At 56.6% G+C, this 23232-nt stretch carries 20 protein-coding genes; 8 read left to right on the forward strand and 12 right to left on the reverse strand.

The window, feature by feature from the left end; translation table 11 throughout:
• Positions 1-46 precede the first annotated feature (46 nt).
• From fhuB to IBT47_RS02735, 6 genes are all read right to left on the reverse strand, one after another.
• On the reverse strand, positions 47-1969 hold the full coding sequence (gene fhuB, locus IBT47_RS02710) for a Fe(3+)-hydroxamate ABC transporter permease FhuB (RefSeq protein WP_200559059.1): 1923 nt from the start codon (positions 1967-1969) through the stop codon (positions 47-49).
• Entirely contained in the window at positions 1966-2850 is an 885-nt protein-coding gene (locus IBT47_RS02715) for an ABC transporter substrate-binding protein (protein ID WP_200559060.1), read from the reverse strand. The genes fhuB and IBT47_RS02715 overlap by 4 nt, the downstream gene beginning before the upstream one ends.
• On the reverse strand, positions 2850-5198 hold the full coding sequence (locus tag IBT47_RS02720) for a TonB-dependent siderophore receptor (protein ID WP_234471669.1): 2349 nt from the start codon (positions 5196-5198) through the stop codon (positions 2850-2852). The genes IBT47_RS02715 and IBT47_RS02720 overlap by 1 nt, the downstream gene beginning before the upstream one ends.
• Before the next feature lie 79 nt (positions 5199-5277).
• Positions 5278-6315, reverse strand: a complete 1038-nt coding sequence (locus IBT47_RS02725; protein WP_200559061.1) for a FecR domain-containing protein — start codon at positions 6313-6315, stop codon at positions 5278-5280.
• Positions 6312-6812 carry an RNA polymerase sigma factor gene (locus IBT47_RS02730; protein WP_200559062.1) on the reverse strand — a complete coding sequence of 167 codons (501 nt, stop codon included), beginning with the start codon at positions 6810-6812 and terminating at the stop codon, positions 6312-6314. Before IBT47_RS02730 ends, IBT47_RS02725 begins: the two co-directional genes overlap by 4 nt.
• Before the next feature lie 139 nt (positions 6813-6951).
• Complete coding sequence (locus tag IBT47_RS02735; protein ID WP_200559063.1) at positions 6952-7857, reverse strand: LysR family transcriptional regulator; 906 nt, start codon at positions 7855-7857, stop codon at positions 6952-6954.
• Positions 7858-8023: 166 nt separating this feature from the next.
• Between IBT47_RS02735 and IBT47_RS02740 the strand changes: the two genes are divergently transcribed.
• Entirely contained in the window at positions 8024-9037 is a 1014-nt protein-coding gene (locus IBT47_RS02740; RefSeq protein ID WP_200559064.1) for an NAD(P)-dependent alcohol dehydrogenase, read from the forward strand.
• A 122-nt stretch (positions 9038-9159) separates the two neighbouring features.
• Here IBT47_RS02740 and IBT47_RS02745 read toward each other — a convergent pair whose 3' ends face one another.
• On the reverse strand, positions 9160-10005 hold the full coding sequence (locus IBT47_RS02745) for a sugar phosphate isomerase/epimerase (protein ID WP_200559065.1): 846 nt from the start codon (positions 10003-10005) through the stop codon (positions 9160-9162).
• Positions 10006-10728: 723 nt separating this feature from the next.
• Here IBT47_RS02745 and IBT47_RS02750 point away from each other — a divergent pair.
• The gene (locus IBT47_RS02750; RefSeq protein ID WP_200559066.1) at positions 10729-11955 is read left to right on the forward strand and encodes a lysozyme inhibitor LprI family protein; all 1227 of its coding nucleotides are present in this window, start codon (positions 10729-10731) and stop codon (positions 11953-11955) included.
• A 141-nt stretch (positions 11956-12096) separates the two neighbouring features.
• Here IBT47_RS02750 and vapB read toward each other — a convergent pair whose 3' ends face one another.
• Positions 12097-12327, reverse strand: a complete 231-nt coding sequence (gene vapB / locus IBT47_RS02755) for a type II toxin-antitoxin system VapB family antitoxin (RefSeq protein ID WP_200559067.1) — start codon at positions 12325-12327, stop codon at positions 12097-12099.
• A 269-nt stretch (positions 12328-12596) separates the two neighbouring features.
• Between vapB and IBT47_RS02760 the strand changes: the two genes are divergently transcribed.
• On the forward strand, positions 12597-13103 hold the full coding sequence (locus IBT47_RS02760; RefSeq protein WP_200559068.1) for a DUF2778 domain-containing protein: 507 nt from the start codon (positions 12597-12599) through the stop codon (positions 13101-13103).
• Positions 13104-13394, forward strand: coding sequence for a hypothetical protein (locus tag IBT47_RS02765; protein ID WP_200559069.1), 291 nt, complete (start codon positions 13104-13106; stop codon positions 13392-13394).
• Between the two features lie 19 nt (positions 13395-13413).
• On the opposite strand, the gene IBT47_RS02770 is transcribed toward IBT47_RS02765, so the two are convergent.
• From IBT47_RS02770 to IBT47_RS02785, 4 genes are all read right to left on the reverse strand, one after another.
• Positions 13414-13722 (reverse strand): type VI secretion system tube protein Hcp, encoded by a 309-nt coding sequence (locus IBT47_RS02770; RefSeq protein ID WP_200559070.1) that lies wholly within the window; start codon positions 13720-13722, stop codon positions 13414-13416.
• A gap of 156 nt (positions 13723-13878) precedes the next feature.
• On the reverse strand, positions 13879-15261 hold the full coding sequence (locus tag IBT47_RS02775) for an MFS transporter (RefSeq protein ID WP_200544899.1): 1383 nt from the start codon (positions 15259-15261) through the stop codon (positions 13879-13881).
• A 130-nt stretch (positions 15262-15391) separates the two neighbouring features.
• The gene (locus IBT47_RS02780) at positions 15392-16696 is read right to left on the reverse strand and encodes an enolase C-terminal domain-like protein (protein ID WP_200559071.1); all 1305 of its coding nucleotides are present in this window, start codon (positions 16694-16696) and stop codon (positions 15392-15394) included.
• A 445-nt stretch (positions 16697-17141) separates the two neighbouring features.
• Positions 17142-18272, reverse strand: a complete 1131-nt coding sequence (locus IBT47_RS02785) for an ABC transporter ATP-binding protein (protein WP_370569853.1) — start codon at positions 18270-18272, stop codon at positions 17142-17144.
• A 303-nt stretch (positions 18273-18575) separates the two neighbouring features.
• On the opposite strand from IBT47_RS02785, the gene IBT47_RS02790 reads away from it, so the two are divergent.
• The 4 genes from IBT47_RS02790 to IBT47_RS02805 are packed head-to-tail and all read left to right on the forward strand — an operon-like array spanning position 18576 to position 23214.
• Positions 18576-19796, forward strand: coding sequence for an extracellular solute-binding protein (locus tag IBT47_RS02790; RefSeq protein ID WP_200559073.1), 1221 nt, complete (start codon positions 18576-18578; stop codon positions 19794-19796).
• A gap of 51 nt (positions 19797-19847) precedes the next feature.
• Positions 19848-21155 carry a carbohydrate ABC transporter permease gene (locus IBT47_RS02795; protein WP_305038772.1) on the forward strand — a complete coding sequence of 436 codons (1308 nt, stop codon included), beginning with the start codon at positions 19848-19850 and terminating at the stop codon, positions 21153-21155.
• 10 nt (positions 21156-21165) lie between these two features.
• Positions 21166-22017, forward strand: coding sequence for a sugar ABC transporter permease (locus tag IBT47_RS02800; protein WP_200559074.1), 852 nt, complete (start codon positions 21166-21168; stop codon positions 22015-22017).
• A gap of 3 nt (positions 22018-22020) precedes the next feature.
• Positions 22021-23214 carry a glycosyl hydrolase 53 family protein gene (locus tag IBT47_RS02805; protein WP_105591801.1) on the forward strand — a complete coding sequence of 398 codons (1194 nt, stop codon included), beginning with the start codon at positions 22021-22023 and terminating at the stop codon, positions 23212-23214.
• The last annotated feature ends 18 nt before the right edge of the window (positions 23215-23232 follow it).

Genomic DNA, 23232 nt, shown 5'->3' on the forward strand with positions numbered 1-23232 from the left:
TGGCGTTATTGGTAATAGGTAACCTGCTCTGATCGATTTCCCCCTTTCATCGTGATGGCGCTTTGGAAAACTGCCATAAAAACCAGGGCGCGCCGATAAACGCAGTGAGCAACCCGGCGGAAACCGGCCAGGGCCAGGCAATATTGCGCCCCAGCCAGTCGGCCAGCACCATCAGCGTTCCGCCAATCAGCGCAGCGGCGCAAAGCTGATGGCGCAGCGCACGCGCCCCCAGCGACCTGGCGCACTGTGGGGCCAGCAGGCCGATAAAACTTAACGGCCCCACCAGCAGCGTCCCGGCGGCGGTGAGCAGGGATATCAGCAACAGCACCAGCAGGTTGGTGCGCGGTAAATGGATACCCAGCGACTGCGCGGTGAGTTGCCCCAGCCCTAACAGCTGTAGCCAGCGCTGCATCAGCAGCGCCAGCGGGCACAGCACGGCGGCGGCGATCAGCGCTTCAACGGCCATGTCCGCATTAATCCCGGCGGTAGAACCGGTGCTCCAGTTCAGCAGCATCAGCGCACGCGGATCGCCGCTCAGCATTAGGATCATATTCAGCGCCCCGGCCAGGCTGGTCAGGCTCAGACCAATCAGCCCCACCTTCTGCGGATTAAACCGGCTGCGCGCGCCAAACAGGAACAGCAGCAGCATCGCCAGCAGGCTGCCCGAGATTGCCGAAGGCAGCATAAAGGTCATCGGCAGTGGCGTGAACAGCACGGTCAGTAATACCGCCAGCGCGGCACCGCTGCTGATGCCGGTCAGCTCGGGGCTGGCCATCACATTGCCCGTGAGCCGCTGGATCAGTACGCCCGCACATGCCAGCATCATGCCGGCACAGAGCGCACCGGTGATTCTCGGCCAGCGCCAGGACAGCAGATGTGAGGTCAGCGCGCCCGGCGGTTCCCGGTTCAGCCACAGCGAGGCGGGCAGCGCCAGCGCTAACAGCAGCAGCAGAATGCCCAGCTGACGGGTTTTAAAACCGGCGACCGTCGGGGCGGCAGACTGCACAGTCGGTGAACCCGTCACCCGCTGCCGTAACAGCAGCACCAGCAGCAGCGGCGCGCTGAGCAGCGCGGTAATCGCCCCTGCCGGAATATCCCCGGCGGCGGGGGAAAAGCGCAGGGCCAGCTGATCGACCAGCGTCAGCATCACCGCACCGGTCAGCACCGTGGCGATCAGCTGATGCAGAAAACGGCGGATGCCGCTGGCCCTGACAATGGCCGGGGCGGCCAGGCAGATAAAACCGATAATCCCCACCTGGCTGGTGATAATAGCGCTGATCGCCACCGCCACGCTCAGCGCCGCAATGCGCACCTTCACCACCGAGATCCCCAGCGCGCTGGCCTGCTGTTCCGACAGGCTGAGCACGGCCAGCGGCCTGACCAGCAGCAGGCTGATTAGCAGGGCAGCGCACAGTGCGATCGCCAGCAGGATGCCGCTGCGCCAGCCGCTCTGGGTTAACGCACCGGCCTGCCAGCTGAACAGGTCGCTCAGATAATCATGATTAAACAGCACCAGCAGGGTATTGAGTGAATTGCCGTACAGGCTCAGCACCATCCCCACCAGAATCACGCTGAGCGGCGCAAAACGGCGGCCGGAGGTCAGCTTGATCAGCAGTAAAACGGCGAGCGCCGAGCCGCACAGCGCCAGAACGGGCAGGCCCAGCGCCAGCAGGCCGGGCGCGAAGACCAGCGCGGCCGACATCGCCAGATTTGCCCCGGCGGCCACACCGAGCGTACCCGGTTCCGCCAGCGGGTTTTGCAGCACCTGCTGAAACAGCAGTCCGGCCAGCGCCAGGCCCGCGCCGCACAGCAGGCTGACCGCAACGCGCGGCAGGAAGCTCTGGTCCAGTAACAGGGCAGCAAGCGTTGTCGGATAGCGTGCCACCAGCGTGAAATAGTTCATCGCCACGCAGGCCAGCGCGGCGGCGAAACAGAGAAGCAGAATAACGGCGGCAGTCGTCGATCTCATTGCTCCGCCTCCAGCGCCCGGGTGATATCCCCGGCCAGTGCCAGCCCGGTGGCGAGGCCGCCAAACGGGAAGAAATGATCCAGGTGCGTGACGCGGTCACTTTTAACCATCGGTAACTGCTGCCACAGGCCGTCGGGCTGCCTGGCGCGCATCAGTCGCGTCATAGCGGTGGGTAATTCGGTATAGAACAACCGGTCGCAGGGCAGATCCGCCAGTTCCTCGATGCGTACGCGGGCAATATGGGCGGCGTTGACCGCTTTTTGCCAGGCGTTACGCAGGCCAAGCTGGCGGATAACCGCATCCGCCAGGCTGCCGCTGCCGTAGATTGTGGCGTGCTTACCGTCCTGATCCAGCACCATTGCCAGTACCCGCGCCTGCTGACGCGCCTCGAGGCGCTGACGCAGATCGTTCACTTCAACCTTCACCCGCTGCAGCCAGCGCGCGGCCGCAGCATCCGCGCCCAGCCGCCGCCCGGTTTGCTGCGTCCAGTCGTGCAGCGCCTGCCACGGATTGCCCGAAGCATACCAGCCCGATACCGTTTCCAGCGGCGCGATAGCCGCCATTTTGGCCATCACCGGTGCAGAAAGCACATCGCTGATAATCAGAGAAGGGCGCAGGGCATCGAGCAGTTCCATATTCGGTTCCCAGAACGGCCCGATGTCCTGTACGCCGTCAGGCAACACCGGCTGCGGAATGCGGCGTCGAAAATAGCCGGTATCGGAAATCGCCAGCGGCGTGATGCCGATACTGAGCAGCGTTTCCGCCGCCGCCCAGTTAATCGCCACGATACGCTGCGGGTCTACCGTCGGCAGACCCGCACGCGCCGCCAGCGGCAGCATCACCAGCATTTTCAGACAGTGACGGCGGCTGAACTCCGGCATCAGAAGTTCAGTTTCAGCGAGCCAATGACGGTGCGTTCCTGGCCCGGGTAGCAGCTGGTATCGCCATCGCAGGTGCCCACGTAGTGGCGGTCGAACAGGTTCTGCACGTTCACGCCAACCTGGATATTTTTATTCACCTGATATTTCGCACCGGCATCCACCAGGGTGAAGTTTTTCACCTGGATGGTGTTGGCGTTATCGCCGTACATGCTGCCGACGTAGCGCACGCCGGTGCTCAGCATCAGCCCGTCAAACAGCCCCTGATGGAAGCCGTAGTTGAGCCACGCGGAGGCCATGTTTTTCGGCACGTTAGCCTGCTGCTTGCCTTCGTCACCGTTGTTGCTTTTGGTGATTTCGGTATCGGTCCAGCTGTATGACGCCAGCGCATCAAGGTTATCCGTCAGCTTCGCCTGAGTTTCCCACTCGATACCGCGGGAACGCACTTCGCCGGAGGCGACCTGATAGCCGGTTGCCCTTCCGTCAACCAGCTCATTGGTCAGCACGTTGGACTTGGTGATTTCAAACGCCGCCAGGGTCATCAGCAGATTGCTGTCCGGCTGGTATTTCACCCCCACTTCGTACTGGTGCGCTTTGCTGGGATCGAAGGTGCGGTTCTGGCTGTCGGTGCCGCTGTTGGGGATAAACGATTCGGCGTAGCTGATGTACGGTGCCAGGCCGTTGCCGACCAGATACGTCAGCCCCGCGCGACCGGTCCAGGCATCTTTATCAATCCATGAGGTGTTGCTGGTCAGGTTATTCTGCGTGCGCATGCTGATATCGTCATGGCGACCGCCCAGCGTTAACAGCCACTGGTCCGTCAGGTGGATCTGATCCTGTACATACACGCCCAGCTGTGCGGTGGTCTGATCGTTATTGTTGAGCGCATAGGTTGGATCGGCAATATTCAGCCCGTATACCGGGTTAGTGATACTCAACGCCGGGGCAACGGCACCAAAACGCTTGGCGTTGCCGTCCAGCCAGCTGTAGTCCACGCCGGCCAGCAGCGTATGCGCTACGGACGCGGTATTGAAATCCATCTGCAGCTGGTTATCGACATTGAAGGCCTTCATGTGCTCATCAAAACGAATCGCGTTGCGCGATATGGTGTTGGTGGTGAAGTCAGGACTGCCCGGCAGCAGGTTATTCAGGATGGTATCCGTCTGCCCGTAGCGCAGGTTCTGGCGGAACTTGACGTTTTCACCCAACTGCTGGCTGAATTCGTAGCCGACGCTGTACTGCTCCTGGCGGAAACGGTTGTAGCTGTAGTCACCCAGCAGGGTATCGGTGGCCCGACCGCCCGGCGTAGTGAGTACGGCGATGGTGCCGCCGGACGTGTCGCGCAGATAGTCAGCGCGCAGGGTCAGGCTGGTGTCCGATGAGGGGATCCAGGTCACCGTTGGCGCCAGATACACGCGGTTGTCTTCCACATGTGGCCCGTCGCGATACTGGAACTGGGTGTCGCTGTCGCGGGCCAGGCCGACCACGCGGTACAGCCACTCGCCGTCCTCGTCCAGCTTGTCGCTCATATCAAACTGCGCCTGGCGACGGTTGAAATTCCCCAGCTGTACTTCCACTTCATGCACGCCGCGCGCGTCCGGCATTTTGCTGACGCGATTCACGATCCCGCCAGCGTCACCCAGCCCGAACAGGGTGGAAGAGGGACCACGGACAATATCCACGCGTTCCAGCGCGTACGGCTCGGTGCGGAAATAGCTGTAGCTGTTGTTCAGCTGACGCAGGCCGTCGCGATAGTCATTAGTGGTCAGGGCGTTAAAGCCACGAATGTAAATCCAGTCGTAGCCCTTGGGATCGACGCCGTAGGTTTCGGTTTTCACGCCCGGCACGTAGCGCAGCGCCTCGGTGACGGTCTGCACGTTCTGGCGATCCAGCTGCTCGCGGGTGATCACTGAAACCGACTGCGGCACTTCAATCAGTGGGGTATCGGTTTTGGTGGCAGTCAGGGTCTGCTGCGGTACAGCGGCAGCGTTACTGACGCTGGCGGTCACGGTCAGCGTACCGTCGCCGGAGGCCGATGGGGTAATGGAGACGGTCCCGCCGATCAGTTTCCACTCCAGCCCACTGCCGGTCAGCAGCTGTCCCAGCGCCTGTTCAAGGCTCATCGGGCCCGATACCGCCGGAGCGGTTTTCCCGTCAAGAGAGGCTGGTGCGGCGATAAGCTGCACGCCAGCCTGCCTGGCCAGCTGGTTCAGTGACGTTGACAGCGGCTGCGCAGGCAGCGAAACGGCGAGGGTTGCCGCCGCATAAGCGCCGGACATCGGCAGCGCGGCGGCGATAACTACGGCGAGGTGCTGTGTACGAAACGCGCGTAAAGCAGAAAAAACGGCCATTCATGATCCCCAGATTTAAGATGAATAATAATCATTCTCTTCTGAAGACGCAGCGCGAAGACAAATCCTGACGTCGTTTTTAATTATTTTTTCGTTCAGCAGCAGATGAAACGATAGTTAACTGATTTTTATCGGTTTTTATTTTCACCGGCAGCACCAGCGGCAGCGATTTCGCAAAGCTCCCGGCGCGGTCGGTATCAAAGCTCCCGCTTACTCTCAGCGCGGCAACGGCGGACGATCCCGGTTTGATCGACACGTCGCCATAGCGGGCAAATTCCGCCAGCGCCATATCCAGGCGCGTATTGTCCAGCACGATGCGGTCATCGCGCCAGGCGGCAATGCTGTCGGCGGGCAGGGTGGTACGTGCGATCAGTCGCCCCTCGGCATCACCTGTTGCACGTTCGGAAGCGTGCAGCACGGCCAGATGCGCACTGGCCTGCGGCAGATGCAGATGCTGCATCGCCCGCCACCAGCCGTTCTGCCAGCGGCCGCGCGGGCCAACGCGCACGGCACCGGAGCTGACCGCCACATCGGTGCCGTCGCCGCTCATGGTGTGCGGCAGGTAGCGCACGCTGAATTCGGTGCCGACCACGGTCACCCGCGACGGGCCGCTGAACACCGCAAAAGGCTGCTGCGGGTTATGCGCCACCTGGAAGAAGGCCTGTCCCTGCGGCATCTCCACTTCCCGGCGGCCGGGGTAATAGCGCACGGTCAGCTGCGTTCCGGCATCCAGCGAAACTTTACTGCCGTCAGGCAGATCGACAGTGCGCATCTCGCCGCGACCGGTCTGCCAGCTGGCAGTGTAAACCGGTGCGGCGAATTCAACGCGCAGCGGCAGCCACAGCACCGCCGCCAGCATCAGTAGCGCACAGCCGTACGCCAGCGGCCGCCAGACGTGGCGGCGAACCGGCACAGGGCGCAGATGATTAACCGCGTCGGCGGGGATGGCCGCCGTTTGCTGCCACAGGCCGGACAGGTCCTGATACTCCGCCCGGTGTGCCGGGGTTTGCAGCCAGTGCTGAAAGGCGTCCTGCTCGGCCCGGGTCAGGCCCTCCTGCTGGCGAAGCAGCCAGCGGATCGCCTGTTCGGCAACTGCCTGCTTATCTTGCGTCGTCATTGTGGCTTCCCTGTTGGTTCATCCCGCCAGCTCTCACGGCTGGCGCGGCAGGCCAGCATGGCGCGGATAATGTGTTTTTCCACCATATTGATTGAAATACCCATGCTGGCGGCGATCTCGCTCTGCGACTGGCCATCAATGCGATGGCGGATAAACGCCTCGCGGCAGCGCGGTGGCAGTTGTTCAATGGCGGCAACGATATGGTCGATGTACTGCTGGTTCTCCAGCTGGCTGTCGGGCTGCTCGTGACCCGGCGCTGGCAGTTCGTCAGCGTCCACATCCGGTGCATCTTCATGCTGTTTATGCAGACGATAGCGATCGACCAGCAGGTTTCTGGCGATATGGTAAAGCAGGCCGCGGTGCGAGGAAACCTGTTCCGGAGAGGCCAGCGCGCGGCTGAATGTCTCCTGGGTCAGCTCTTCCGCGAGGTGTTTGTCCCGCAGTTTGCCGCTCAGGAAACGGAACAGTTCGGTGTAGTAACGTTCAAACGCTGACAAAGTGGCTTCCCAACAACCGCATATTCTGCGGGGATGATAAAGAGACGGAATGTTTGAATGAAAATAGTTATCGTTCTTAACGACAAGCGGCAATCATATCGTAAAAATAACGCGGGAGTGAGTGAAAAAGAATGCGCGGTTAACGCGGGTGCTGGCGGGCGAACATCGCGCTAAACCAGTCGATAAAGACGCGAACCTTCGGTGACAGATAGCGGCGATCGGGATACAGAACCGAGACGGGCTTGGCAACGGTGGAGTACTCCGCCAGCACCTCGGTCAGCCTTCCGACCTGAATATGCGGTTCCAGCGCGGCGCGTAATGCGTGCAGCATCCCTAGGCCGGACAGCCCGCAGGACAGCAGCACATCGGAATTGTTAACCAGCATGCTGCTGGCCGGGCGTCGTGAAACCGTTTCTCCGTTGACCGTGAACTTCCACTCCATGATTTCCCGGCTGTGCTCGCTGAAAAAATTTACCGCTTTATGCCTGGCAAGATCGTCGGGCGTCTGCGGTGTTCCGTACTTTTCCAGATACGACGGTGCGGCACAGGTCGCCATCGCTACGCTGCCAACGTGGCGCGAGACCAGACTGGAGTCTTTCAGTTCGCCCAGCCGGATAACGCAGTCGATACCTTCCGCAATAAAATCCGTCAGGCGATCGGATGCCGTCAGCACGATTTCAATCTGTGGGTACAGCGCCTGGAATTCGTCCAGCGCGGGAACGAGGATGGCGTGGGTCAGCGCCAGCGGCGCATCAATCCGCAGACGGCCGCGCGGCGGTTTATCCGTCGACACCGAGGCCATCATCTCGCCGACGTCGGTCAGCAGCCCTTTAGCACGCTGATAAATTTCCTCACCCTCTGCCGTCATGCTCAGGCTGCGCGTGGTGCGATGCAGCAGCTTTACCCCCAGATCGTCTTCCAGCTGCTGTACCGATTTACTCACCGCCGGACGGTGCAGTTGCAGGGCATCTGCCGCACGGGTGAAGCTACGCAGTTCAACCACCTGAACATAAATCGCCATCAGTTCCAGCATGTTAGCGCGCATCGTTTCTCCACTGAAATCGTTCACCCACCGGGTATCAATACAGCGAAGTATACCCTGGCGGATTGTTTCCCCTGCAATAACAGTGAAGTGCTTTTCCACGGCTTTTTCCCGCCGCACGCAGTTTTTATGATGGCCGCCACTTAACTCATACCGTGGAGACGCAAAAATGAAAGCATGGTTACTGAAAGATTTTGGCCTTGAGAATTTACAGCTCGCCGAGGTGGAAACCCCAGCGCCGGGTCCGGGCGAACTGCTGGTGAAGGTGGGGGCGGTATCCCTCAACTTCCGGGATAAGGCGATCGTGGACGGATTCTATGAACCACACCGGGTTCCTAAACCGCTGATCCCGGTGTCCGACGCCTCGGGAACCGTCGTGGCAGTCGGTGAGGGCGTAAGCCGCTTCATCGTCGGCGAACGGGTTAACTCACACCTCTATTCGCGCTGGCTGGACGGCGAACCCGCAGCGGATGAGCCGGACTGGTGCCTTGGAATGCCGCTGCCGGGCGGCCTGGCCGAGTATATGATTATTCATCAGGACAGCGCGGTGAAAGCCCCTGACACGATGAGCGATGAGGAAGCCTCAACGCTGCCGATTGCCGCACTGACCGCATGGTATTCGCTGATGGATATTGGCAACCTGCAACCGGGCCAGACGGTGCTGGTACAGGGAACCGGTGGTGTCTCCGTCTTTGCGGCGCAGATAGCCCATGCGTATGGCGCACGCGTTATCGCCACCTCCAGCAGTGATGCCAATCTGGATCGGATTAAACAGCTGGGTGCCGATGAAGGGATTAATTATAAAACCACGCCGGACTGGCATAACGCCGTGCTGGCGCTGACCGACGGTAAAGGGGTTGATATCACTATCGACGTCGCCGGGGGGGACGGGATTAACCAGTCGGTGGCCGCCACGAAGGTTGCCGGAACCATCGCGCAGGTCGGCTTTCTGACCGGGCAGACATCGCAGCTGGACCTGATGCCGGTGATTTTCCGCCAGACCACGATCCGGGGTATCGCGGTAGCGCCGCGTTCATCGTTTGACCGCATGAATCCGTTCCTCACCGAGCACAACATCAAGCCGGTGATTGAGCAGGTCTACGACTTCCGGGATGCGGTGAAGGCCTTCGAACACCTGTCACGCGGTGCATTTGGCAAGGTCGTTATCCGCATCGCTGACTGACGGGGCGGGCTCACGGGTTAGGCATCAGCCCGTGAGCCGTCTGATTACCAAAAATCGAGGCTGTGGTGCAGCTCCGGGTTCCTGTGGCGAGCGGCACCCTTTCCGGTGCCGCTCTGCTGCGGTTATTTCGGCAGGCTTTCCAGCGCGGCGCGCAGATTTTTCAGCGAGGTGGTGATGATGCTCCAGGCATCCTTCGGCTTATCGTGTTCGATGATAAACCACTTCACACCGCTGGCCTTCGCGGCGGGCAGAATCGTTTTCCAGTCCAGCAGGCCTTCGCCCAGCGGCGCAAAGTTCATTTCGTCATCGCGGATGCCGATCGAGGCATTATCCTTGGCGTGAATAGCAAACACGCGGCCCGGATACTCTTTCAGAATACGTGCGGGGTCCTGACCGCCGCGCGATACCCACGCCGCATCCATTTCCAGCTTCAGGTTGGCGGGCTGCGAGTGCTTAAAGATGATGTCCAGTGCGGTGACGCCGTCGTACTTCTTCATTTCAAAATTATGGTTGTGATAGCCCAGCTGGATGCCGTCCTTGTGCAGCTTCGCGCCCAGCTTATCCAGCCTTTGTGCGTAGTCGATCCAGCCCTGGGTGCTGTCCGGGCGATCCTGCGGTTCAATCCACGGCACCACGATGGTGCTGTTGCCTACTGCCTTGTTAAAAGCCACGGTTTGCTGATAGTCCTGCTCCAGCGCCTTCAGCTGGACGTGTGAAGAGGTGACCGTCAGCTGGTTTTTCTCCAGCAGCGCCTTCAGCTGTGCGGCATTCAGATCGTGCGTGCCGACCAGCTCCACGTGCTTAAAGCCCGCCTTGTGCGCCATCGCGAACTGCTCGGCTGGCATGCCGACATTGCGCAGCGTATACATTTGCAGTGCGATTTCATCATCCACCTGCGCCGCTGAAACGAAGCCCGACGCCGTGCCCAGAGCCGCCAAAAGACCCACCGTTGCCATCAAATTTTTCATCAATTTTCATCCTGTTATTAATAAGTAATCGATTACAAACTACGATCAAAAGTAATCGATTACAAAATGCAGAAGTGATTTCTGTGATCGGGGTCATTATGCCGGGGAGGGGAGGGGAATGGACGGTACAGGAACCAAACCTGGGACTGACCGATCTGGTGACATAGCCCAGCGCGAACATGAGCATTCCGGATTGATCGTTTAACAATTTAGTGCCCAGGATTAGTCGGATTAATCACTCTCAGGTCGAAACCAGAAACTGCTGCATCAATTGATATTCCACTTAAGGGATGAGCTACCCGCATTGATTATTTATCTGCGTGATGGTGAATCATTAAAACCTTTTCATCCAGTATGTTTTCGGTCATTACCGTTAAGTCCATTTATTATTGAAGTGAGACCGCCAGCCGGATCAGAACCCGTTTCAGTAAAATTATCTGGCAGGGCAACGCGGGCATACTATACAATCGCGGGCGTGTTCTGATGGTTGAATCGATCAGCGCAATCTTCACGTAAGTCACAGAATTAAAAAGATATAAATCACGTCCCTAAAGGCAAGACAGCATTAAACCAGTCAGTATAAATAATAAGACTTCCAACAAATCAGATTGTGAATCTGTTGGAAAATAACGCTTCACCAGCACAACAATATTAATCGGACTTTAGATGAACAAGAAGTTGAGTCTCGCTGCATTAGCCGTTACGAGTGTTATTTTTAGTTCAGTGTCTTTCGCTGCCGGCTTCGACTGTAATAAAGCCAGCGGCTACGTTGAACAGACCATCTGTTCAACCCCGGCGCTGTCCGCGCTGGACGACAAAGTGAGCGGCTTATACGGCCAGGCGATTAAGCAGAACCCGGACAATAAAGCCGCCATCAGAAAATCGCAGCTGGCGTGGTTAAAAGAGGTTCGCAATAAATCCACGTCATTAACCGAGCTGCAAAACGCCTACGTGAACCGCGTGAACGACCTGAATGCGATCGTCGGCGACAGCGCACAGTCGGCAGCGGTTTCCGGCAGCCAGCCTCAGTCGGCTGCGCCGGCAGCGGTCGCTCCCGAACCACAGGCCGCACCCGTTGCTCAGAGTGCAGCACCCGTAGCGAGTTCGGGCCAGGCGTCAGTAGAACGCTCCTGCCAGGTGCAGGTCACCTACAGTAAAGATGCTGTCGATCAGTACATCACCAACCAGAAAACCCAGCCAAACCGGCTGCGCGTCACCGATAACGGCGACAGCTTTATCATCCACTTCGATCGTTTTTACGGGCTGGGTGATATGAACAGTGAATTTATTTCACCGCGCGGCAAGGAGTTTATGAACGTTAAGCAGGAGCCGGACGGCACCACCTCCTTCTACCGCAAAAGCGAGGCCAACGGGTTCCTCAGCTTTATCTTCACCTCGGTGAAAGGCAGCATGAAGCCAAGATTTGATGCCAGTCTGTATGACTGCCGCACCGGCGTAGCGGCGAGCGCCAGCCAGCAACAGCCGGTGGTGAATGCGCAGGCCAGTGCCGTATCTTCCGCCGCCGGTGAAGTGAAAACCTACCATTTAACAGCAACGTCAGCGGTGCTTGATCCGATTGAGATGGATTTCCGCAGCAGCTCGGCGCTGGATATGAAAGTCTATAATGACGCTAAAAATTATGCCGACGGCAGCGATGACCGCTATCGCATGTTAAGCATCTACCGGGATTACGGCGTGTCGGTGGCTGATTTCGACAACATCGTTATTCCGCAGTGCCGTGCCGAAACGGACAGCCTGACGAATGAGAGCAAGGCCGTGCAGAGCCAGTGGGGCACGTTCAGCAGCGATCCTTCCACCCGCGAGCGTCAGCAGAAAGAGCGGTCGGAATATTTGCAGCAGTGGACGCAGCGCTTCCAGGCGGCAACGGACAAAATGCAGCAGTGCTGGTCGGAAGCGGCGTTGCGCGTGCCTCAGCATACGCCTCGCTGATTATTTTGCCTGGCCGGAGCGGAAATCGAAAGTGTTCCGGCCAGGTTAAAAAAATACCCCGCATCGTGCGGGGTATTTTAATGGCAATCTTCGTCCGACCAGCGCATATCCGGGTTATGTTTCCAAGTCTGTAAATCTTGTTCACAGATCAAACCGTCCTTCGTCGTCCACAACCTCACCACGCTCCGCCAAAAAATCAGCATCGGCCTTTTCGAGCTGAGCGAAAGAACCCCAGCTGGGTCCGATCGGGCGCAGAATGATGCTGTCTCCTTCCCGGATAATTTCAAGCTCGCTGACGCCCTCGAAATCAAGGTCACGCGGCAGTCGTATTGTACGGATGTTGCCATTTTTAAAGATGGATACGATTCTCATGGTTTTCTCCCAGCTATTCGGCCACCTGATACGCATGCTAAGTATTTTCCTGGCCACTATCCAGGCACAATAAGCCATTTATTGATTCTCAAAAAAACATGCATTGCGCGGATATAGTTTTACAACGCTTCTGTAAAATAAAAATCCGTTTTTAAACTGTATGAGGTTGTAGCGAAAGAAAAGAAATGGAAAATTCCTTGCTCTGGCTCAATCTATAGAAATGTCATTGGCGTTAATATGAACAGATTTAAAAATCACAAGGAGTTTCAATGGCTTTATACGGAAAGTTCATACTTAATGGAGCAGACATAGCCCCACTGATAGTCCCAGGCGTTGGCGTATTTATGGCTTTCTCAGGAAATGGCTCCTGTATAAACCAGGTCAGTTGTTCAAAACTACCCTCTCAAGGACCTGTACCGCCAGGAAGATATTGGATTGTAGACAGGCCACAAGGAAGGCTTATTTCTTACTCACGGGTGAATGAAGTTAGTCGAGATATGATCAACCACTATCTATATGGTGCAAGTTTTAAGCACAGCGAGTGGTTTGCTTTGTTTCCTGATTCCTGGGGTAACGTTAATGACGGAAGGTGGCTTGATGATGTCTGGAGAGGAAACTTCAGATTACACCCTGGTAGAATATCTAACGGTTGTATAACTCTTTGTCATGATAGTGATTATGCGACGCTCAGAAATGCACTATTGAGAACCAGTAAGATCCCCGTGACATGCATGAAAAATATGCAGGCCTACGGGCAAATTGAAGTGGTGATATAGATGAAAACCATGCTTCGCAGGATAGTTAAAATTGCTATTTTTATAATTACCCTGGTAATTGTTGGGCGGTTATCCTCACCATATTTCTATGACATAGTAAGCTTAAAAACTGCTGACAAGATTTCAGCTCTCATCAACGACAGTTCTTCCGCTGAAGATATTGATAATGTTTACTTTTACCTAAACTTTTTACTTACGATGACATTGACAATACCACTTTATTTGTTTTTAACAAAAGCATTTTCAACTATCTGTAAACAACGGCATTTAGATAAAAAAATGCGCCCATAAAAGAGGCGCATTGCACCTTTTAACCAGCAGTAGACCGTTCATTCCATGCATCAGAAAACTGCACATTACCATCAACATAACGCCAGGTGATTTTCTCATACTGAAGGCTGACATTTTCAATATGATTTAGCTGCGAGCTAGATGTCTTAACATTTGGTACAGAGGTATTGACCCCCGTAATTTTTCCGTTTGCGGGATCAACCGGTAGTGACAAACCATGCGATAATCCAATTATCTCAATGCTTCCATTACGATCCTGAACATCAACAGAACCTTTTATGTCCGCGCCACCGTCATCCTTAAGCCACATGTAAGCAGGGATTGGCATCTGTATATCCTTATAGACTGGTAAACTCTGCATTTTATTCTGGCACAGTGAGTTTGACGTTAGCACAGATCAATTAGATCCCTATGCGGTCAAGAATAAAATAACCACGCATATTAATAATTTAATAGCGTGGTTTTTAACATCATTAAGCCTCCGTTACTTCAGCGAGCCCGAAGTCAGCGTCGCACTGTTTTCCGCTGGCGCATTCCGCTGAATATCCGGTGCCGGGCTGTCCAGATCGCGGCGGATGCCGATGCGGAACACCCCGGACAGCATCAGCGCACCGACAATGGCGATTGCACCCAGCAGATACAGCCCCGCCGCCGGAGAATTGAAGGTGTTTTCGGCCCACACGCGGATATTTGGCGCAACGAAACCACCCAGATTGCCCAGCGAGTTAATCAGTGCAATTCCTGATGCCGCCGCCGCACCGCCCAGATAGCTGGTGGGGAAGGTCCAGTAGATCGGCTGCACCGCCAGCAGGCCCGCGCAGCCGATGCACAGCACGATAAATGCCCAGACCGGCGTTGCCGCTAACATCCCCGACAGCGCCACGCCAAGGCCGCCGCACAGCAGGGTAATGGTGCCTATCCAGCGCCTTTCTTTGCGCTTCGTCGACAGGTGAGGAATATACCAGGCCGCAAACAGGGCGCAAAGCCAGGGAATACCGGACAGCACGCCGACGATAAAGCCGACTTTCTGGCCGGAAAGGGCCGCCACCTGCGAAGGCAGGAAGAACGCAATCCCGTAGGAACCCACCTGGATGGTAAAGCAGATCATGCACAGATAGAGCACGCGCGGATCGCACAGGGCTTTCAGGATACCCTGCGGGCCGTGGTTCACCTTGGCCTTCTCTTCTTTTTCAATTACCCGACTGAGGGCCTGCTTCTCCTCTTCGTTAAGGAACTTACAGCGCCGGTCGGCAGGCTTATCGTCCAGATAGAAATAGGCTACCACGCCAACGAACGCCGCCAGTAATCCTTCCACCAGGAACATCAGCTGCCAGTTGTGCAAGCCCCACATACCGTGGATGGTTAACAGCGCGCCGGATGCCGGGCCGCCGAGAATAAAGGCGATCGGCGGACCAAACCAGAAATAACCGGCGACCTTGGCGCGGACGTTCAGCGGGAACCAGAAGGTGAGATAGAGCATCACGCCCGGCATAAAACCGGCTTCCGATGCGCCGAGGAAGAAGCGCAGGATGATAAAGGTTTTCTCGTCGTGGGCGAACATCATCGCCGCAGAGATCAGCCCCCAGGTCACCATAATGCGGGAAAGCCAGACCCGGGCACCGACTTTATACAGCAGAATGTTGCTGGGCACTTCGAACAGCGCATAGCCGATAAAAAACACCCCGGCACCAAACGCGTAGGCGGCATTACTTAAACCGGTATCCACCTGGAATGCCTCTTTGGCAAAACCAATATTGGCACGGTCTAAATAAGCCATTACATACATTAATGCCAGAAACGGCAGCAGGCGGATAATAGATTTACGTACTGCCGAATTAACAACTTTATCATCTTCAGTCTGACTCATAGGAGTGCTTCCACGTTGAGTGTTATGCAGTCGGTCTCTTCGATAATAACGTCATAAGGCATTCTGACTATCCCGCCATTATTTCATGGCGGGATAGCAGAAAATTGACAGGATTAATAGTGAGAGGTTTTTAATTTAACCATTCGCGACCGTCAGGCCATGAATAATCCAGTAGGGTCTGAGCTTTCATTTTCACGCCGTAGCCCGGTTGCTGTAACGGATAATATCTTCCGCGTTTAATGACTAAGGGCTCTTCGAAGTTTTCATGTAAGTGGTCGACATATTCCAGCACCCGGTTTTCCAGCGAGGCGGAGACGGCAATATAATCGAACAGCACGATATTGAGCGAATACTGGCACAGGCCGACGCCGCCGCCGTGCGGGCAAACCGGCACGCCAAATTTCGCCGCCATCAGCACCACGGCCAGCACCTCGTTCAGGCCGCCGAGGCGGGCGGGATCGAGCTGGCAAAAGTCCATCGCGCCGGCCTGGAAGAACTGTTTGAACATCACGCGGTTGTGGGCGTGCTCGCCGGTGGCAATGCCGATATCACCGATTCTCGCCTTAATCGCCGCATGGCCGAGAATATCGTCCGGGCTGGTTGGCTCCTCAATCCACAGCGGGTCGAACTGCGCCAGCTTGCGCATGGCCGCAATGGCCTGGTCTACGCCCCAAATCTGGTTGGCGTCCATCATCAGCTTGCGGTCCCAGCCCAGCTCCTCACGCAGAATGGCCGCACGCCGCATGTCCTGCTCCAGATCGGCTCCGACTTTTTGCTTCAGGTGCGTCCAGCCATCGGCAACCGCCTGGCGTGCCAGCTGGCGCATCTTCTCTTCCGAGTAGCCCAGCCAGCCCGCGGCGGTGGTATAGCCAGGGAAGCCGTATTCAAACATCTCCTGCTCGCGCTGCGCTTTGCGGCTCTCGACGCGGCGCAGCAGGGTCAGCGCCTCTTCCGGGGTTAACACATCGGTGATGTAGGTGAAATCGATGCACTTCACCACCTCTTCCGGCTTCATATCCACCAGCAGCTTCCACACGGTTTTATTTTCCGAACGCGCCCACAGATCCCAGAGCGCATTAATAATTGCCGCGGTGGCTAAATGAATAACACCTTTTTCCGGCCCGACCCAGCGCAGCTGGCAATCACCGGAAACCAGCTCATGCCAGAACTGGCCGAAATTAGCGGTAATTTCCTCCAGCGTGCGGCCAATCACAAATAATTCGGCTAATGATTTAACTGCGCTGACGCAGAGATCGTTTCCCCGGCCAATAGTAAAAGTCAGTCCGTAGCCTTTTAAATCTTCCCGATCGGTTATCAGGGTGACATACGTTGCGGAATAATCAGATATTGCATTCATCGCATCAGAACCGTCGAGGTTTCTGGACGTTGGGAAACGAATATCTTTAACGCTGATATCCTTGATCGCGATCGCCATTTTATCTCCTGATTTATTTATAGGTCGTTATAAAAAGTAGGGTAGGGCTCAGTTGATAATTTGAGTGTATCGGCGGTTTTAGAACGAAATATGAGCGAGTAGCCATATTTTGATGAGGTCTGAGTTTTTATGTTTTTTATGTGTTTTTAATTTGTTTCTGAGATGTTATGCAAATAATAGCTGCGTGAACGGCTTGAATTATCATCAAACACCCTCTGACGGTAAAAGACAGGAAGGGCCTGTTATGACGCGGCGAGGGCGGGTTCACAGCACAAAGAGACATCAAAATCAAAGCGGGCTACCAGTCCATGACGCCCCGGCAGAAGTGCCGATACCCTCATGGTCTGGTTTTTTAATGGCGCTAAATCCCTTCAGGCTTAGTGAACAAACACGCAGCCAGGAGTGACTCAACGGATAAAGCGGGTAGAGAAAACAACCGGCAGCATTACGCCGCCTGATCCTGCGGGATCTCAATATCCGCGCTGATACGCAGCCCTTCGCTGTCAAAGACCATGCACTGATGCGGATAGAAAGACGGGCGCAGAGACTGATAAGGACGGAAGGAAACATCGCCGGGCAGTAGCATTTTAAAGCCGTCGTGGCCGTAGCTCTGACCGAACAGATAGGTATTGTTGCCCAGCCGTTCCACCACTTCACAGTGGAAATCCAGCTGCAGCGGGGCGTCGCTGTTGATGCGCAGATGCTCAGGCCGAATGCCCAGCGTCAGCGCCTCGCCCGGTTGCAGCAGCCGCTGCGGGGCAGGCAGCGCCAGGGTGTTTTGCCCTTCGTTAATGCTGACCAGCAGCCCGCTGGCGCTGCACTCCACGACCTGGGCGGGCAGGAAATTCATCTTAGGTGAGCCGATAAAACTCGCCACAAAACGGTTAACCGGATTGTAGTAGAGCGCCATCGGCGAGCCGACCTGTTCAACCTTGCCGTAGTTCATCACCACAATCTTATCGGCCAGCGTCATTGCCTCAACCTGATCGTGGGTGACATAGACCATGGTGGTCTTCAGCTCCTGATGCAGCTTGGCGATGTGCAGGCGCATCTCCACGCGCAGCTCGGCATCCAGGTTTGACAGCGGTTCATCGAACATAAACACCTTCGGATTACGCACAATCGCCCGGCCAATCGCCACGCGCTGGCGCTGCCCGCCGGAGAGCTGCTTCGGTTTGCGGTCCAGCAGGTGGGAAAGCTGTAGCGTTTTGGAAACCATCTCAACCTGGTGGCGGATCTGTTCTTTCGGTACGCGATTGACCTTCAGGCCGTAGCCCATGTTTTCCGCCACGGTCATATGCGGATAAAGCGCGTAGGACTGGAACACCATCGCCACACCGCGATGGGCGGGGGCAACGTCGTTGACCATCTCATCACCAATCAGGATCTCACCGCCGCTGACTTCCTCCAGCCCGGCAATCAGCCGCAGCAGGGTGGATTTGCCGCAGCCGGAAGGGCCAACGAATACGGCAAATTCGCCTGCTTCGATATCCAGTTGAATATTTTTCAGCGTTTCAGTTGCGCCGAACTTCTTACTCACGCTTCTCAGTCTGATGCTGGACATGCGAATCCTCATCGGGAATGTTTTTCAGGGTTAAATGTATTACGTATTACAAATCTTCACTTATGCGCTTCAACCGTTGTGGGAAGCGGGTTGACTATAACCCCCTGATGGTAAGCACCCTACCGGGTATTTTGATTTCTGTAACGTCGATCACACATTGATAAATATGGGCTGGTGGGATCGGGTGCTCTTGCGTAGCGTATGACATCAATACGTTGTAGTTCCTCTCGCTCTACAGGCTGACTTTCACCGGCTAACGCCCTGCGAACTCAGCAATAAAACATAAAAATGTCATACCTTCACATGAGGTCAGCAATGAAATTGAAAACGAGCATCACGCTGTTACTGTCCGCTCTGATGGCCACGCAGGCCGCTTACGCCGCACAGCAGCTCACCGTCTGGGAAGATATTAAGAAATCTGACGGCATTAAAACCGCCATCGCCGACTTCCAGAAGCAGCATAACGTTGAAGTCAAAGTGCAGGAGATGCCTTTCGCTCAGCAGATTGAGAAGCTGCGCCTGGATGGCCCGGCCGGTATCGGCCCCGATGTGCTGGTGATCCCGAACGACCAGCTAGGCAGCGCCGTGGTGCAGGGCCTGCTGTCACCAATCACCGTGGATGCGGCACATCAGGCGGCGTATACCCCGTCGGCGATGGCCGCGTTTATTCAGAACAACGTGGTGTACGGCATTCCGAAAGCGATTGAAACCCTGGTACTGATTTATAACAAGGATCTGCTGCCGTCGCCGCTGAAAACCCTCGATGAATACCGCACCTTCTCGCAGAAGCAGCGTGAAGCCAAACAGTACGGCCTGCTGGCGAAGTTCGACCAGATTTACTACAGCTGGGGCGCGATTGCGCCGATGGGCGGCTACATCTTCGGCAAGGACGGCAAGGGCGGGCTGAATACCCACGACATCGGCCTGAACACCCCGGGCAGTATCGAGGCCGTGACCTACCTGAAAAGCTTCTTCACCCAGGGTCTGCTGCCGGGCGGCATCCTCGGGGATAACGGACTTAACGCCATCGACTCGCTGTTTACCGAGAAAAAAGCGGCGGCGGTGATTAACGGCCCGTGGGCGTTCCAACCATATGAAGCGGCGGGCATCAACTACGGCGTCGCGCCGCTGCCCGAGCTGCCAAACGGCAAACCGATGAGCTCATTCCTCGGCGTGAAGGGCTATGTAGTGTCTACCTGGAGCAAGGATAAAGCGCTGGCGCAGCAGTTTATCGAGTTTATCAACCAGCCGCAGTACGTCAAAGAACGCTATCAGAAAACCCAGGAGATCCCACCGCTGCTGGCGCTGATGAATGACCCGATTATCAAAGACGATGAGAAAGCCAACGCCGTTGCGGTCCAGGCCGCACGCGCCTCCGCCATGCCGGGCGTACCGGAAATGCAGGAAGTGTGGGGACCGGCGAATGCCGCTCTGGAGCTGAGCGTGTCCGGCAAGCAGGAACCGAAAGCGGCGCTCGACGGCGCGGTGAAGCAAATCACCATGCAGATTGATGCGATGCAGGCCAGTAACCAGTAAGTCAGCGTCGCATCGCGGCCCGAATCAGGAAGCAAGAAGGATAATGGTGTGATGATTTCCCCCAGTGAAAAACTGATGCTTAACAAACGCTCGCGGCAGCACGCCGTAACTGGCGTACTGCTGGCGCTGCTGCCGGGCTTCGGCCAGTTCTATCATCGCCAGTGGGCGAAGGGATTGTGTTTTTTAATCCTGCTCACCAGCTTTGCCGGTGTGTTCCATGATTTTCTGCAGCAGGGGCTGTGGGGACTGGTGACGCTGGGGGAAGAGGTGCCGCGCGACAACTCGATCTTCCTGCTGGCGGAGGGGATTATCAGCGTGCTGATTATCGCCTTCGGCCTGACGCTGTGGGGTCTGTCGTTCCGCGACGCGTGGCTGAACGGCCAACGTCGCGATAACGGCGAGCAGCTGCACGGGGTACGCAAGCAGTATCAGATCCTGCTGCGCGAGGGCTTCCCCTATCTAATGATCACCCCGGGGTTTATCCTGCTGGTGTTTGTGGTGGTGTTCCCAATCCTGTTCGGGTTCGCCATCGCTTTCACCAACTACAACCTGTATCACACACCGCCCGCGAAGCTGGTTGACTGGGTTGGGGTGAAGAACTTCATTAATATCTTCACCTTATCCATCTGGCGCTCCACCTTCTTCGACGTGCTGCAGTGGACGGTGGTCTGGACGCTGCTGGCAACGACGTTACAGTGCAGCGTGGGCGTGATGCTGGCCATTCTGGTGAACCAGAAAGATCTGCGCTTTAAGCCGCTGATCCGCACCATTTTCATTCTGCCGTGGGCGGTGCCGGGCTTTGTCACCATCCTGGTGTTTGCGGGCATGTTCAACGACACCTTTGGCGTGATCAACAATTCGATTCTCGACTTTTTCGGCATTGCGCCGAAGGCGTGGATGACCGATCCGTTCTGGACCAAAACGGCACTGATTTTAATGCAGACCTGGCTCGGCTTCCCGTTTGTGTTCGCCATGACCACCGGGGTACTGCAGGCGATTCCAGACGACCTGTATGAAGCGGCGATGATGGACGGAGCCAGCGCCTGGACGCGGCTGAAAACCATCACGCTGCCGCTGGTGATGTACGCCATCGCGCCGATCATCATCACCCAGTACACCTTCAACTTTAATAACTTCAACATTATCTATCTGTTTAACAACGGCGGCCCGGCGGTGGCCGGGTCTAACGCCGGTGGCACCGACATTCTGGTTTCGTGGATCTACAAGCTGACCATGTCGTCGTCTTCGCAGTATGCGATTGCCGCCACCATTACGATCCTGCTGTCGATTTTTGTGGTCGGCGTGGCGCTGTGGCAGTTCCGGGCCACTAAATCGTTTAAACAAGATGAAATGGCGTAAGGGCACAGTCATGGCGAAATCAGTAAGTATTAAACGCGAAAAATGGATGCGCCTGTCGCTGACCTGGCTGGTGGTGCTGATGGTTTCCACCATCATTATCTATCCGCTGGTGTGGACGGTGGGCGCGTCGCTGAACGCGGGCAACAGCCTGCTCAGCAGCTCGATCATCCCGGAAAACGCGTCGTTGCAGCACTACCGCAATCTGTTTAACGGCACGGTGCCGTACCTGAGCTGGTACTGGAACTCGATGAAAATCAGTTTCTTCACCATGGTGCTGACCCTGATCAGCGTCAGCTGTACCGCCTATGCCTTTTCGCGGTTCCGCTTCAAGGGGCGGCAGAACGGTCTGATGCTGTTCCTGCTGTTGCAAATGATCCCGCAGTTCTCGGCGCTGATTGCCATCTTCGTGCTGTCGCAGCTGCTGGGCTTAATCAACAGCCACCTGGCGCTGGTGCTGATTTACGTTGGCGGCATGATCCCGATGAACACCTATCTGATGAAGGGCTACCTCGACGCCATTCCGAAAGATCTGGACGAGTCGGCGCGCATGGACGGCGCGGGGAACTTCCGCATTTTCATTGAGATCATTATGCCGCTGTCGAAGCCGATTCTGGCGGTGGTGGCGCTGTTCTCCTTCACCGGCCCGCTGGGGGACTTCATCCTCTCCAGCACCATTCTGCGCAGCCCGGACCAGTTCACGCTGCCTATCGGACTGTACAACCTCGTGTCGCAGAAAATGGGGGCCAGCTACACCACCTATGCCGCAGGGGCGGTGCTGATCGCCGTACCGGTCGCCATCCTTTATCTGGCGCTGCAAAAATACTTCGTTTCCGGCCTGACATCAGGCAGTACAAAGGGATAAACCATGAAGCGTAAATCACTGTTAATCGCCCTGGCGCTGGCCTGGGCGACCCCTCTGCTCGCCGCCACGCCGTCGGTCATCACCCCGATCGGCCAGGTGCCTGCGGATTTTGTTAAGGGCGCGGATATCTCCACGCTGCCGGAGCTGGAAAAGCAGGGCGCGAAATTCTACAACGCCAATAACCAGTTACAGGACCCGATCGCCATCCTGAAGGCTAACGGCATCAACACCATTCGCCTGCGGCTGTGGGTTGACCCGTATGACCCGAGTGGCAAAGCCTACGGCGGCGGCACCAACGATCTGAATACCACGCTGGCGCTGGCCAAACGTGCCAAAGCGGCGGGAATGCATCTGCTGCTCGACTTCCACTACAGCGATTTCTGGACCGATCCGGGCAAGCAGTACAAGCCGAAAGCCTGGGAGAAGCTGACCTTCCCGCAGTTGGAAACGCGCATTCACGATTACACCCGCGACACCATCGCCCGCTTTAAGGCGGAGGGCGTGCTGCCGGAGATCGTGCAGATCGGCAATGAACTGAACGGCGGCATGCTGTGGCCGGAAGGCAAAAGCTGGGGGCAGAACGGCGGCGAGTTTGACCGCCTGGCGGGGCTGCTGAAGTCGGCCATCGCCGGTCTGCGTGAGAACCTCAGCGATCCGTCGCAGGTAAAGATCATGCTGCACCTGGCGGAAGGCACCAAAAACGACATGTTCCGCTGGTGGTTCGATGAAATCACCCGCCGCCAGGTGCCGTTCGATGTGATCGGCCTGTCGATGTACACCTACTGGAACGGACCGATCTCCGCGCTGAAAGCCAACATGGATGACATCAGCCAGCGCTATCAGAAAGACGTGATGGTGGTGGAAGCCGCCTACGGCTACACGCTGGAAAACTGCGACAGCGCCGAGAACAGCTTCCAGGCGAAGGAAGAGAAAGACGGCGGCTATCCGGCAACCGTGGCGGGCCAGGCAGCCTATCTGCACGACCTGATGTCGGCAGTGCTGGCGGTGCCGAATCATCGCGGCAAAGGGGTGGTGTACTGGGAGCCGGCCTGGATACCTGCCAGCGGCAATACCTGGGCCACGCCGGAAGGCATGAAGTACATCCACGACGAGTGGAAGCAGGGCAACGCCCGTGAAAATCAGGCGCTGTTTGACTGCCGCGGCAAAGTGCTGCCGTCCATCCAGGCTTTTCATTAATTGACCGGCCTGCGGGCC

The organism is Erwinia sp. S43, from assembly GCF_016624745.1.
Taxonomy (GTDB): domain Bacteria; phylum Pseudomonadota; class Gammaproteobacteria; order Enterobacterales; family Enterobacteriaceae; genus Erwinia; species Erwinia coffeiphila.

What these genes read in the sequence shown, in the direction of transcription:
- fhuB (WP_200559059.1), bottom strand. Translation starts at nt 1,969, where the DNA reads ATGAGATCGACGACTGCCGCCGTTATTCTGCTTCTCTGTTTCGCCGCC.
- IBT47_RS02715 (WP_200559060.1), bottom strand. Translation starts at nt 2,850, where the DNA reads ATGCCGGAGTTCAGCCGCCGTCACTGTCTGAAAATGCTGGTGATGCTG.
- IBT47_RS02720 (WP_234471669.1), bottom strand. Translation starts at nt 5,198, where the DNA reads ATGGCCGTTTTTTCTGCTTTACGCGCGTTTCGTACACAGCACCTCGCC.
- IBT47_RS02725 (WP_200559061.1), bottom strand. Translation starts at nt 6,315, where the DNA reads ATGACGACGCAAGATAAGCAGGCAGTTGCCGAACAGGCGATCCGCTGG.
- IBT47_RS02735 (WP_200559063.1), bottom strand. Translation starts at nt 7,857, where the DNA reads ATGCGCGCTAACATGCTGGAACTGATGGCGATTTATGTTCAGGTGGTT.
- IBT47_RS02740 (WP_200559064.1), top strand. Translation starts at nt 8,024, where the DNA reads ATGAAAGCATGGTTACTGAAAGATTTTGGCCTTGAGAATTTACAGCTC.
- IBT47_RS02745 (WP_200559065.1), bottom strand. Translation starts at nt 10,005, where the DNA reads ATGAAAAATTTGATGGCAACGGTGGGTCTTTTGGCGGCTCTGGGCACG.
- vapB (WP_200559067.1), bottom strand. Translation starts at nt 12,327, where the DNA reads ATGAGAATCGTATCCATCTTTAAAAATGGCAACATCCGTACAATACGA.
- IBT47_RS02760 (WP_200559068.1), top strand. Translation starts at nt 12,597, where the DNA reads ATGGCTTTATACGGAAAGTTCATACTTAATGGAGCAGACATAGCCCCA.
- IBT47_RS02765 (WP_200559069.1), top strand. Translation starts at nt 13,104, where the DNA reads ATGAAAACCATGCTTCGCAGGATAGTTAAAATTGCTATTTTTATAATT.
- IBT47_RS02770 (WP_200559070.1), bottom strand. Translation starts at nt 13,722, where the DNA reads ATGCCAATCCCTGCTTACATGTGGCTTAAGGATGACGGTGGCGCGGAC.
- IBT47_RS02775 (WP_200544899.1), bottom strand. Translation starts at nt 15,261, where the DNA reads ATGAGTCAGACTGAAGATGATAAAGTTGTTAATTCGGCAGTACGTAAA.
- IBT47_RS02780 (WP_200559071.1), bottom strand. Translation starts at nt 16,696, where the DNA reads ATGGCGATCGCGATCAAGGATATCAGCGTTAAAGATATTCGTTTCCCA.
- IBT47_RS02785 (WP_370569853.1), bottom strand. Translation starts at nt 18,272, where the DNA reads ATGAGGATTCGCATGTCCAGCATCAGACTGAGAAGCGTGAGTAAGAAG.
- IBT47_RS02790 (WP_200559073.1), top strand. Translation starts at nt 18,576, where the DNA reads ATGAAATTGAAAACGAGCATCACGCTGTTACTGTCCGCTCTGATGGCC.
- IBT47_RS02795 (WP_305038772.1), top strand. Translation starts at nt 19,848, where the DNA reads ATGATTTCCCCCAGTGAAAAACTGATGCTTAACAAACGCTCGCGGCAG.
- IBT47_RS02800 (WP_200559074.1), top strand. Translation starts at nt 21,166, where the DNA reads ATGGCGAAATCAGTAAGTATTAAACGCGAAAAATGGATGCGCCTGTCG.
- IBT47_RS02805 (WP_105591801.1), top strand. Translation starts at nt 22,021, where the DNA reads ATGAAGCGTAAATCACTGTTAATCGCCCTGGCGCTGGCCTGGGCGACC.